The organism is Planktothrix agardhii, assembly GCF_904830935.1.
Taxonomy (GTDB): domain Bacteria; phylum Cyanobacteriota; class Cyanobacteriia; order Cyanobacteriales; family Microcoleaceae; genus Planktothrix; species Planktothrix agardhii.
Map to the genome: position 1 here is coordinate 3181566 of NZ_LR882952.1, position 12448 is coordinate 3194013.

Annotated in this window: 12 protein-coding genes and 1 pseudogene; 8 read left to right on the forward strand and 5 right to left on the reverse strand. The window is 37.8% G+C overall.

Going from position 1 to position 12448, the window contains the following annotated elements:
* The first annotated feature begins 54 nt into the window (after window positions 1-54).
* The 5 genes and pseudogenes from NMG88_RS14880 to NMG88_RS14900 all read left to right on the forward strand — a co-directional run bounded on the left by NMG88_RS14880 (window position 55) and on the right by NMG88_RS14900 (window position 1756).
* Window positions 55-483: pseudogene (locus NMG88_RS14880) on the forward strand (DUF29 domain-containing protein).
* Between the two features lie 87 nt (window positions 484-570).
* On the forward strand, window positions 571-822 hold the full coding sequence (locus tag NMG88_RS14885) for a hypothetical protein (protein ID WP_227365534.1): 252 nt from the start codon (window positions 571-573) through the stop codon (window positions 820-822).
* Window positions 822-977, forward strand: coding sequence for a hypothetical protein (locus tag NMG88_RS14890; RefSeq protein ID WP_227365536.1), 156 nt, complete (start codon window positions 822-824; stop codon window positions 975-977). Before NMG88_RS14885 ends, NMG88_RS14890 begins: the two co-directional genes overlap by 1 nt.
* 43 nt (window positions 978-1020) lie before the next feature.
* A complete protein-coding gene (locus NMG88_RS14895; protein ID WP_254035571.1) occupies window positions 1021-1293 on the forward strand; it encodes a UPF0175 family protein in 273 nt (90 codons plus the stop codon).
* Window positions 1274-1756, forward strand: a complete 483-nt coding sequence (locus NMG88_RS14900; protein ID WP_254035572.1) for a PIN domain-containing protein — start codon at window positions 1274-1276, stop codon at window positions 1754-1756. The genes NMG88_RS14895 and NMG88_RS14900 overlap by 20 nt, the downstream gene beginning before the upstream one ends.
* A gap of 110 nt (window positions 1757-1866) precedes the next feature.
* On the opposite strand, the gene NMG88_RS14905 is transcribed toward NMG88_RS14900, so the two are convergent.
* From NMG88_RS14905 to NMG88_RS14920, 4 genes are all read right to left on the reverse strand, one after another.
* On the reverse strand, window positions 1867-2232 hold the full coding sequence (locus NMG88_RS14905) for a PDDEXK family nuclease (RefSeq protein ID WP_254035573.1): 366 nt from the start codon (window positions 2230-2232) through the stop codon (window positions 1867-1869).
* 151 nt (window positions 2233-2383) lie between these two features.
* Window positions 2384-2836, reverse strand: coding sequence for a helix-turn-helix domain-containing protein (locus NMG88_RS14910; protein WP_254035574.1), 453 nt, complete (start codon window positions 2834-2836; stop codon window positions 2384-2386).
* A gap of 70 nt (window positions 2837-2906) precedes the next feature.
* The gene (locus NMG88_RS14915; RefSeq protein ID WP_026787761.1) at window positions 2907-3320 is read right to left on the reverse strand and encodes a type II toxin-antitoxin system VapC family toxin; all 414 of its coding nucleotides are present in this window, start codon (window positions 3318-3320) and stop codon (window positions 2907-2909) included.
* Entirely contained in the window at window positions 3317-3937 is a 621-nt protein-coding gene (locus NMG88_RS14920) for a globin family protein (RefSeq protein WP_235751525.1), read from the reverse strand. Before NMG88_RS14920 ends, NMG88_RS14915 begins: the two co-directional genes overlap by 4 nt.
* A gap of 135 nt (window positions 3938-4072) precedes the next feature.
* On the opposite strand from NMG88_RS14920, the gene uvrA reads away from it, so the two are divergent.
* The gene (gene uvrA, locus NMG88_RS14925; protein ID WP_227350668.1) at window positions 4073-7036 is read left to right on the forward strand and encodes an excinuclease ABC subunit UvrA; all 2964 of its coding nucleotides are present in this window, start codon (window positions 4073-4075) and stop codon (window positions 7034-7036) included.
* A gap of 239 nt (window positions 7037-7275) precedes the next feature.
* Here uvrA and mrdA read toward each other — a convergent pair whose 3' ends face one another.
* Window positions 7276-9069: a penicillin-binding protein 2 gene (mrdA, locus tag NMG88_RS14930; protein WP_042154383.1), complete on the reverse strand. Its 1794-nt coding sequence runs from the start codon at window positions 9067-9069 to the stop codon at window positions 7276-7278.
* 104 nt (window positions 9070-9173) lie between these two features.
* Here mrdA and NMG88_RS14935 point away from each other — a divergent pair, with 104 nt between their 5' ends.
* Together NMG88_RS14935 and NMG88_RS14940 are read left to right on the forward strand one after the other, a co-directional pair.
* Window positions 9174-11564: a DNA phosphorothioation-associated putative methyltransferase gene (locus NMG88_RS14935; protein ID WP_268951562.1), complete on the forward strand. Its 2391-nt coding sequence runs from the start codon at window positions 9174-9176 to the stop codon at window positions 11562-11564.
* Window positions 11565-11646: 82 nt separating this feature from the next.
* Entirely contained in the window at window positions 11647-12444 is a 798-nt protein-coding gene (locus NMG88_RS14940; protein WP_026787759.1) for a pentapeptide repeat-containing protein, read from the forward strand.
* Window positions 12445-12448 lie beyond the last annotated feature (4 nt).

The following is a 12448-nucleotide window of genomic DNA, read 5'->3' on the forward strand; positions in this document are numbered from 1 at the left end:
CACTTTTACCCTAATTTATAATAATAGCGATCGCCTTTAATTACAGGAAAACCTATGAATTCAACCACCCATGAACAGGACTTTTATGCCTGGACACAGGAACAATCACAGTTATTAAAAACCGGACAACTCCATCAAATTGATTGGCAAAATATTGCTGAAGAAATAGAAGATATGGGACGCTCGGAAAAACGACAATTAGACAGTAGATTAGAACTTTTAATTATGCACCTCTTAAAATGGCAATTTCAGCCTAATTTACGCTCTCGCAGTTGGCAATTAACCATCAAAGAGCAGCGCCTCCGTTTACAAAAACTTCTGTAAAAAAACCCTAGTCTTGAACCTAATTTGACTGAAGCGATAGAAGATGTTTACCCTTTGGCAACTCTGAGCGCGGAAAGAGAAACCGGGTTATCTTTATTTCCAGAAATTTGTCCCTATACCTTAGCAGAGATTTTATCCCTTGAATTTTTACCCGAATAAAAGAAAGCCAGAACAGTTTAAAATAGCGATCGCTCTTATTTCTTGCTATAATATCCTCCAAAGGTTAACAACACTCAAAAAATATTTATGTCAATTGTTGTAACACTGACTCCCGAACTCGAAGCAAAACTACGAGAAAAAGCCACCAAGCAAGGACAGGATATTAATTATGTTGTCACTGAACTTCTCAATCAAATCTTAACAGGGGAAACGGATGATACAGAAGCAGCGATTGAGGGCATTAAACGAGGGTTAGAAGATTTTGAACAGGGACGATTTCGAGATTTTGAGCAATTTGCTGAAGAACAACGTCGTAAATATAATCTACCTATTGATTGATGAAATATCGCATTGAAATTTCAAGTGTGGCAGAAGCAGAAGCCGATCAAGCGTTTCTCTGGATGTCTCAAGTTACATCCCCAGAAAAGGCAAGACAATGGTATCAAGGACTCTTAAAATCTATTGAATCCCTTTTGCAAATGCCAAAACGTTAAAACTCTAGTATAATAAAATTTAACACCTTAGAGGATAAGGGCTATGATGCAGACAGTATCAATCCAACTCCCTGAAACCGTTTTTTCAGCTTTGCGAAAAGATCCTGAAGAATTAGGCAAAGAAATGAGAATTGCGGCGGCGGTCAAATGGTATGAACTAGGGGAAATTTCTCAAGGGAAAGCGGCAGAAATTGCGGGTATAACTCGGCTAGAATTTATTAATTTGCTCTCCCGTTATCACGTCTCAACTTTTCAATATACCCCGGAAGATATTACTGAGGAGTTAGCTAGTATTAATGGAAAAAGTAGTGATTAATAGTTCCCCTTTAATTGTTTTATTTAAAAGTCAATTAATTAATATACTCCCCCAAGTTTGTCAAGAAATTATTATCCCTAATGCAGTTTGGTTAGAAGTGGTAGAAGCGGGTAAAAACGATCTATCTTCTCAGCAACTTCCTCAAATGACTTGGGGTAAAAAAGTGGATTTAATCTCTGTATCTCCTACAATTACCGCATGGGGATTAGATCCTGGTGAAACTGAGGTATTAAGTTTTGCCTGGGAAAATAAAGGTTATCGTGCAATTATTGATGATGCGGCAGGAAGACGAGTGGCCCGTACTTTAAATATACCATTAGTTGGCACAGCCGGGTTATTATTATTCGCTAAACAAAAGGGTTTTCTGGATTCTATGACTGTTGCTATTCAATTGTTAAAAAATTCTGGTTTATGGTTATCGGATGATTTAGTAAAATATTTGCTAGAACAAGCTGGAGAATAATTAAATCCATTCTCATCTTGCAAAAGTATTCGTTTTAGAGAGAACTAAAAACTGTGCAAAGTCAACCGTCTCAATTTGTGGAACTAATGCAAGAGGTCGATTATTTGACACTAAATTTCAGTTCCTAGTAAAATATGAGCAACAAATCTTGTCCTAGCATAAAAAGCACGAGATGTGCTTCCATGTCCCGGGCCTTTTGTTCTAGGTTGAATTAAAACTCCCATACTACCTGTTAATTTGTCAAATCCCTGCGTAATAATCCTCTCCCGAATTACATTATAGTCATTTTTCACTTGCTCGTAGATAAGAGGATCATCTAAATCAAAAGTTGCTGCTGAGTGTAGTAAGGATGATTCCTCTGCTTTACTCTCAAAAACTCTACCTACAACTACCATTTTTCTCAGTTTATTAAACACATGGCTATCCTCAAAATCTTTTGCAGCTACTTCTACAGGATCAATCATGGTAATAGCCATTGTTTCTTTTAACTAACATAGCCAAAATCTCCTTGTTAAAAATAATTGATCATTTTTCCATCTTCCAATCTTTAGCTTCTAAACGCTTTCTTTTCCCTTCATCCATAATAGTATTTTTTTCACCTAAATAATTAGGCTGATTTGATTCAACTCAACTTACAGGTAATTTTATTCTGTTTAGGGGCATTTTATTTATATCTTGATGATTGTTTTCTAATTCTTCAGAAACATCTAACACTGTTGATAGTGATGCTTCAAATTCTTCTGGTGTCATTCTCAACAACGCTGGAATAACTGCTACTTTTTTACCCTTGAGTAAAATCGTTACCTCGAAATCTGCACCCAAAGCATCTAAATAAGCTAAAACCGATTCAAAAGCATGATCATTATTAGCACTTTCTAACTTAGAAACCCAACTTTGACATACTCCCATTTTTTCAGCTAATTCCGCTTGGGTTAAACCTAATTTTTTTCGCAAATTTCGCATCACTTGAGTTAAGGTTAATCTAAATAATTCCTGTCTTTCGATGAGTTGCATTTCTGGGGTATCAGGAATAATTTGCTCAAGGAAATAGAGAACATCTTGAGTATTCGTTTCTGTCATTAATTTTCCTCCTGTTCTTGAATGATGCGATCGCTCTAATTTCTTGCTATAATACCCTCTAAAGGTTATCTTATTCTCTAAGCAAAGCATTAAACCCTTCTTGCAGAAAATGTTTATCATAAGTCAAAATATCTTGAATTCCTTTTTGACGCATAATTAACATTGAAGCACAGTCTGTTAAGCTGTAACCCTTATCCAATCTTTGACTATAAAATTCAACAGCACTTTTAAACAATTCGCTAGTTTGAAGAACTATTTCAACCTGTGAATCATTTTGTAATTTAGTAGTAATCTCAAGTGCAATTTGTCGCAAATACCGACCTTTGCTCGATAGGGCATTCAAAAGTTCCGTAAGTACCATTTCACTGGTAACAGGAACAAATGCACCCAGCTTTTCTGTTACTTCTATGGCACGTTGATGTAAATCATCACCTGGGTTAGCTAAAGCTTGTAAATATGATGTATCCAAGAAAATAAACTTCATGAATCTTTAGCAACCCCATACAAATAATGTTCAAAGTTTTTAGAAAAATCTTTGGGTAATTTTTCCCATTCTGCTTGAGAAACAGTTGTACCAATTTCTATGATTTTTTGCCAGAAAGGAAGCTGATAATTGTCATCTTCTAAATTCTTGCCCTTGTCCTTTTCAATAATTTTTTGTATGGCATAGTCTATATATTCTAAAATCTCTTGTTTTGCATCTTCTTTCAGAAAAATATTATTCTTAATTAAATTGAGAGATTCAATTAAGCAGCTAGGAGATAAAGATAACGTATCAAGGATATTGGTTTGTAACGCTTCACCTAATGCTGTTTTATCATTTATAACTAAAGAGTATCCGATTAAATATAGATAAAAACTAATATCACCAGTTATTTTTTCCTCCCTCTGTGAAGTTAAAAACAGATCAGGATGACTGTGCTTCAAAGATCGAATTGTATTTTCAATGATTAGTTTTTCATACTTCCCTAAATACTTAGCTGCTTCTAAGAGAGTTTCATTGGATTTTAACCATTCCATAAACTGCTGGAGTTCATGACTGGTCGGAAAAGGTTTTTCAGACTTTACAGATAGGATTGTACTATCAATATTGATTTCCATTTCTTTAACCTGTATTTTATTACTTTGATTTTTACGATCTAATACTAATATAGTAACAGTCCCTTTTCAGATTCACAACTCCCAGATGCCAATGGTAACGCTAAGATAATTAAGGACTGTACCACTCGAAATGTAGTGAACTCAAAATTGCTCTCTGACCCCCTACCCTATCCCAACAACACCCCCAACACCATCCGCATTCGGGGGGCGAAACAACATAACTTGAAAAATGTTGATTTGGAGTTACCCCGCGATCGCCTGATCGTTTTTACGGGGGTTTCCGGCTCTGGGAAATCGTCCCTCGCCTTTGATACCATCTTCGCCGAAGGTCAGCGCCGCTATGTGGAGTCCCTGAGCGCCTACGCCCGCCAATTCCTGGGACAACTGGATAAACCCGACGTCGACGCGATCGATGGCTTGAGTCCCTCCATTTCCATTGACCAAAAATCCACCTCCCATAACCCTCGCTCTACCGTTGGGACGGTGACGGAGATTTATGATTATTTGCGGTTGCTATTTGGTCGGGCTGGACAGCCCCATTGTCCGATGTGCGATCGCAATATTGCGCCCCAAACTATTGATGAAATGTGCGATCGGATCATGGAACTTCCAGACCGGACAAAATTTATTATCCTGGCTCCGGTTGTTAGGGGGAAAAAAGGAACTCACCGCAAGTTATTATCTAGTTTAGCCTCCCAAGGATTTGTGCGCGTTAGGGTGAATAATGAGGTTTTGGAACTATCAGAAAATATTGAATTAGATAAAAACCATACCCATAATATTGAAATTGTTATTGACCGCTTAATTAAAAAACCAGGATTACAAGAACGTCTCGCCGATTCCTTAACTACCTGTTTAAAACAATCGAATGGAATTGCAATTATAAAACTCTTAGATGATAGATCAAATGAAAACTCTGAAGATCAAAAAGATCCAGAACATCGCGATCCTTTAGAACCAGATAACTTTGAAACCCCCTCAATTAAAGGCGTAGAATCTTTACAATTAATATTTTCAGAAAATTTTGCTTGTCCCGAACATGGGGCGGTAATGGAAGAACTTTCTCCTCGGTTATTTTCGTTTAATTCTCCCTTTGGTGCTTGTCCGAGTTGTCATGGTTTAGGACATCTAAAAACCTTTTCCCCAGAGTTAGTAATTCCCGACTTAACTCAACCAGTTTATACTGCAATTGCTCCTTGGTCAGAAAAGGATAATTCCTATTATTTATCAATATTGCATAGTATCGGTCAAGCCTTTGGTTTCGAGATTACAACCCCTTGGAATCAACTCACAAAAGAACAACAACATATTATCCTTTATGGTTCAGAGGAACCTATTTTAATTGAAACCGATTCTCGCTATCGAGAAAATAAAGGATATTATCGACCCTACGCCGGGGTAATTCCATTATTACAACGTCAATATCAAGATAGTGCCTCCGAATTACAAAAGCAAAAATTAGAACAATATTTAATTGATCAACCCTGCGAAGTTTGTCTGGGAAAACGACTCAAACCCGAAGCCCTAGCGGTGCGAGTGGGACAATATCAAATAGATGAATTAACAGGAGTTTCAATTCAGGATTGTTTAAACCGAATTAATCAGTTAAACTTAACCGAAAGACAAGCAAAAATAGCGGAATTAGTCCTACGGGAAATTAGAGCCAGATTGCAATTTTTACTCGATGTAGGATTAGACTATTTAACCTTAGCTAGAACCGCATCTACCCTATCAGGAGGAGAAGCCCAACGCATTCGGTTAGCAACCCAAATTGGAGCGGGTTTAACGGGGGTTTTATATGTATTAGATGAACCCAGTATTGGGTTACATCAACGGGATAATACAAAGTTATTAAATACCTTAATAAAATTACGGGATTTAGGTAACACTTTAATTGTAGTTGAACATGATGAAGAAACTATTCGGGCGGCGGATCATTTAGTGGATATTGGGCCGGGGGCGGGGGTGCATGGCGGTGAAATTGTTGCTCAAGGAAATATAGAGGTTTTATTAAAAACTGAGCGCTCTTTAACGGGTGCTTATTTATCAGGAAGAAAGCAAATTGAGACCCCCACAGAGAGGAGAATGGGGAATGGAAAACGGATTAAATTAATTAACGCTACCCGCAATAACTTAAATAATATTACCGTCGAAATTCCGTTAGGAAAACTGGTTAGTATTACGGGGGTTTCTGGTTCAGGAAAATCAACCTTAATGAGTGAATTACTGTATCCGGCTTTACAACATCATTTTACCAAAAAAGTGCCTTTTCCCAAGAATTTAAAAGCCATAGAAGGATTAGAAGTATTAGATAAAGTAATTGTAATTGATCAATCTCCCATTGGTCGAACCCCCAGATCTAACCCCGCAACTTATACCGGAGTTTTTGATATTATTCGAGAGGTTTTTACAGAAACAATTGAAGCAAAAGCTAGAGGTTATAAAGCCGGACAATTTTCTTTTAATGTTAAAGGAGGGCGTTGTGAAGCCTGCGGCGGACAAGGAGTAAATATAATTGAAATGAACTTTTTACCCGATGTTTATGTGCAGTGTGAAGTGTGCAAAGGAGCCAGATATAACAGGGAAACCTTACAGGTAAAATATAAAGGATATTCGATAGCAGATGTGTTAAATATGCCCGTAGAAACAGCTTTAGAAGTGTTTCAAAATATCCCCAGGGCGGCAGGTCGGTTACAAACTTTAGTGGATGTCGGTTTGGGTTATATTCAGTTAGGACAACCCGCCCCAACGCTATCAGGAGGAGAAGCCCAACGGGTTAAATTAGCATCGGAATTATCTAAAAGAGCCACGGGAAAAACGTTATATTTAATTGACGAACCTACAACGGGTTTATCCTTTTATGACGTGCATCAATTATTAAATGTATTGCAAAGATTAGTGGATAAAGGTAATTCTATTTTAGTAATTGAACATAATTTAGATGTAATTCGTTGTGCAGATTGGGTAATTGATTTAGGGCCAGAGGGGGGAGATAAAGGGGGGGAATTAATTGCCGAAGGAACCCCGGAAGATATTGTTAAAAATGATAAATCTTACACGGGAATATATTTAAAACAGGTGTTAAAACAACATATATAGCAGGGAACAGGGAACAGTTCCCCAAGCCCCCCGTACACGCAGGGCTGTTTCATTCTCTAGGAAAAACTGTGTGACCTCTCCCCCAACCCCTCTCCTCGCAGGAGAGGGGGGACTAATTATTACTATTAAACATAAAAAATTATTTATTACTCCCCCTTCCCTAGTAGGGAAGGGGGTTGGGGGGTTAGGTCTTAGGGGTTGGCAATGGAAAATGAAACAGCCCTGGGGGTTTGGGGGGGCTATTTCCTATTGCTAAAATAGGTTTTAAAAATATCCTGAGCAATCGGAGCCGCAGAAACCGCCCCATATCCTCCGGCTTCGACCAAAACAGCGATCGCAATTTCCGGTTTATTCGCAGGCCCAAACCCCACATACATCGCATTATCAGGCTGTCCATGGATTTCCACGGTTCCTGTTTTACCTCCCGTTAAAGGAATTGAACCATCATTTAATCCCCGTCCAGTTCCTTCTTTTACTACATCAATTAACCCAGCTTGAATCAGATTTAAAGTAGATACAGAAATCTTAGTTTTAATCGGTTTTGTTTGAATTGTATTAGTTTGAGATGTTAATAAATGGGGTTGAACTCGCCAACCACTATTAGCCACGGTAGAAACCATCACAGCTAATTCTAACGGGGTGACTAAGACTAAACCTTGACCAATTGCCATGGTCACCGTATCCCCAATATACCAAGGTTCGCCATATAATTTTTCTTTCTCTTTAGGAGTAGGAATTTGCCCGGGATTTGCGCCATCTAACCCCAATAAATCCAAATTAATTGTCCCAGCAATTCCTAATTCTTTACCCCATTTAGCAATATTTTCTGGCCCCGTTTTCACCCCAACCTGATAGAAAAAGGTATTACTACTAAAAGCTAAAGCTTCTTTAAATCCAATTATACCATAACCTTTTCCATGTTCATTAAAAGAAATTCCCCCAAATTTAATTGATGTAGCAGTAGGGATTTTAGAAGTAATGGAAAAATTCCCCGATTCAATTCCCGCCGTGGTGGTGACAATCTTAAAGGTACTACCCGGAGGATATCCCTGTAAAGCTCGATTTAATAACGGTTGTTCCGCACTTTGTAGCTTTTTCCAGTCCTGATTTGTTACCTGATTTATAAATAAATTAGGATCAAAAGTTGGGCCACTAGCTAATGCTAAAATAGCTCCGGTTTTAACATCTAAAACCACCACCGCTCCCCGACGATTTGCTAAGGATTTTTCGGCGGTTTTTTGTAATTCTAAATCTATGGTTAACTGCACCGATTGACCCGGTTTAGGAGATTGCAACCCTAACTCTTGAATTTCCTGACCTTTGGCATCGACTTCAATTAATCTATTCCCCCAAATACCTTTTATTTGGGAATTTACTAATTTTTCAACTCCCATTTTTCCGACCATCATTCCCATCGGATAATTAGGATTTGCTTTTAATTCTTCCGGTGTTGCCTCTCCAATATAACCTAAAATATGAGCCGCTAATTTTCCATTAGGATAATGACGCCGAGATTCTCCCCGCACTTCAACACCATGTAAATTTTCCACTTTTTCTGCTAAACCAATAAACATTTCAGCAGAAAGATTCGGACTCACTCTGACTGGAATTCGAGATCTATATCCAGTTTTTTCTAATTTTTGCAGAATCTCAGAAGCGGGAAGATTTAAAATAGTATGGAGTTGTTCCGCCGTGATTTTCCATTGTTCAGGAGACTGTTCTTGGGGCCATAAATATACGGAACGCGAGAGTTGACTTCCCGCTAATAAATCTCCTTTTCGGTCTAAAATTTGACCCCGTTTAGCCGGGACAGGAATCAGACGTAAACGGTTATTTTCCGCCCGAATACGATTATATTCTCCCTCGATTAATTGTAACTGTATCAGTTTAATTCCTAAACATCCAAAAAAACACCCAATTAATAATAATAAAATCACCCCTTTATGAGTCCGACGACGTTGGATGATTGAATTTTGTTGGGTTGGGATTGTCAGATATGGAGATTTAGACGGAAATAGAGATTCGTTAGCCATAGTTAAGAAATTCTTAGGTTAAACTTCATTATTCTTAATTGTTAATTCCGGTTTCTTGCCTTAAAATCAGAACAAACTGCCACGTTTTCATGGGGGTCAGATGAATGAGTAGTAGTCATCATCTTGTTTTTCCTCCCCAGAGTTACTCTGGGGAATCCCTTACCACCTCTGAGGTTTTAACTCAACTGAATTTTCCTAACCGTGATGTTGCTGTTGGGAATGATTTGCTGATGTTTTTGGCTATACAAGCTCTACAAAGACAAGTTCCCCCCCGTCTGAAAGCTTTTGATGATTTTACGACCGAATTTCAACGGGAAATCTGCAACTATTTTGGCAGTTATCAACAGACCTGTATTTTGATCAATCAATTATTAATAACTGTTGAAAATCTGAATATTATTACTCAATATTGTCAACAAAGTTCTCTAGGAAAAAAACTACCCAACGCTTTATATATTCATCGTTCAGCTTTACCTGAGTTAAATATTGTATTAAGAATATACGAACAATTAAGTCGCTTTTATTTACCTTCATTCAAACCATTTACTCTGATTAAATTTCATACCAATCAATCATTAATTTCTTATTTGTTTTATCCTGATTTTGATCAAGATCCCCATCCTGCCTTAACAGCTAGTTTTCAAGTAAATGTTAAAACCGGACAGGTAAATATTATGGATTATTCTAATAGTGATAATCCTCCAATTTTACATCGAAAAGAAACCTTTGTAACTGCCAATTATCCCAATTACCAAACGTTTAAACAACTAACCAAAACCGAAGAACGATTAGGATTATTAGAAATACCTAAACTTTCATCACTTCAAGAATTTGTTCACCCAGAAACCCGTTTATATCGAACCATTGGAACTCGTAAAGGTTGGCAACAACACTTACATAAACATGGGGTAGAAATCTATGATCATCGAGTGATGAAACTTTCAGAAATTACTAATGATTTAACCGAATTTAATTCCGAAAATGCCTTGCATTTTTCACCAAAAATCGAACGTCATCGCGCCGCTATTCCGCGTAAAAATTTATCCCGTCCGGTGCGTTTAGCCCTGGAAGCGGAAGTATTTCAAGAACACAGCACTTTTTTTGATTATGGTTGTGGATATGGGGGAGATATTCAACGGTTAGCTGAACAGGGGTATACAGGGAGCGGATGGGATCCTTATTATTCTCCACAGACTCCCCAAATAGAATCGGATATTGTGAATTTGGGATATGTAATTAATGTAATTGAATGTCAAAATGAACGACGGGAAGCCTTAATTCAAGCATGGAATTTAGCTCAAAAAGTTTTAATTGTTGCAGCCCAAGTATTAGTGGATGCTCAAGAAAAAGGGATTATGGTGTATGGAGATGGGGTGATTACCAGTCGCAATACCTTTCAAAAATATTATCAACAGGAAGAACTTAAAGTTTATATTGATCAAGCCTTAACTGTTGATGCAATTCCCTTGGATTTAGGGGTTTATATTGTATTTAGAGATGAGAGCGAAGCCGAAAAATTTCGAGCTTCTCGCTTCCGATCTCGGTTAACTTCTCCCCGAATTCGTTTAAACTTAAAACGGTTTGAAGATTATCAAGAATTACTCCAACCTTTAATTGAATTTATCAGCGATCACGGTCGTTTACCCGTGGAAACTGAACTTCCAGAAGCCGAACAAATTCAACAGGAATTTGGCACTATTAAACGAGCTTTTCAAATTATTTTACAAGTTACAAATCCCGAAGAATGGGACGTAATCGCCCATAAACGCCGTCAAGATTTACTGGTTTATATTGCCTTAAGTCGATTTAGTCGTCGTCCGAAACTGTTTCAACTTTCAGAAGCAATGAAAAATGATATAAAAGGTTTATTCGGTAGTTATAGAAAATCTTGTGATTTAGCAGATTTAATGTTATATACTCTGGGTGATCCTAAAATTATTGCCAATCATTGCCAAAACAGTGAAGTAGGTCAAAAACGAGCCAATTCCCTCTGGATTCATATTTGCGCACTGGAAAAACTATCTCCATTACTGCGACTCTATGAAGGATGTGCTAGTCAAACCCTGGGTCGTCCTGAAGGGGCAAACTTAATTAAGTTTCATATCAAAACTCCCAAAATTTCCTATTTATTTTCCGCAGATTTTGATCTCGAAACCCATCCGACCCTAAGTAACTGTATGCAAATTGACCTGCGGGATCTTCATGTTAGCTATCAAACTTATGATGGCCCCAACCCTCCAATTTTGCATCGTAAACACACCTTAGTCACCCCAGAGTATCCCCACCATCAACAGTTGGTAAAACTCTCTGACCAAGAGGAAAAATGGGGGCTATTCGATAACTTTGGGTTGATTCAAACGCGCCTGGGTTGGTTAAAATGTTTAGAAGATCATTGTGCTCAAATCAGGGGTTATCGTGTCTACTGGCGTACTGATGCCGATCCTTATCGGGTAAAATTATTACGTTCCGCTCGTCGGAATCGCAATAAATTATAGATTTTAACCCCGATATCTTTGTTCATCAGTAGCAAATTTATTGTCGAGTCGGGGTAACACGAATTAGATTAAACATTAAACAATGGATATTAAACAATTACTAGAAAAATACGCCCACGGGGAAAGGGATTTTCGAGGTGCCATCTTAATTGGGATTCAACTCAATGGCGTTGATTTAAGTAGTGTCGATTTAAGTGGAGCAAATTTGATTAATGCCGACTTGCAAGAAGCGGATTTAAGCGAAGCCGATTTGACCGGGGTTAACCTAATTAATGCTAATTTAAGTGGCGCTGATTTAAGTGGTTCTGATCTAAGTCGCGCCTATCTGAATGGAGCTAAATTAGTTGGTGCTTATCTTAACCGCACCCATTTAATTAATACCTATTTAAGTGGAGCTAATTTAATTTATACTAAACTAATTGGAGCTAATTTAACCGGGGCTAATCTAACTAATGTTAAATTAATTAATGCGAATTTGACTAGGGCAATTTTGACCAATTCTAATCTCACTGGAGTTAATTTAATTGGGGCTGATCTCACAAGTGCTAACCTTTTAGGGGCCGATCTTAGGGGTGCAAATTTAAGTGGAACCTTAATTGATGAAACCACCCAACTGAGTGATAAATGGCGACTGGTTCAAGAAATTGTCACCCAGGGGGGAATAGAACGGGATTTACGTTATGCAGATTTGAAAGAAACTAATTTAATTGGAGCAAATTTAACCCGCGCTAATTTAAGTGATGCGGATTTAAGCGGTTCTAATTTAAGTGGAATTTATCTCACCGATACAATTGTTGAAAATGCCAAATTTGTCGGTGTTGTCGGACTCTCTCCCGAAGCTAAATTAAACCTCAAACAACGGGGGGCTATATTAGATTAGGAAT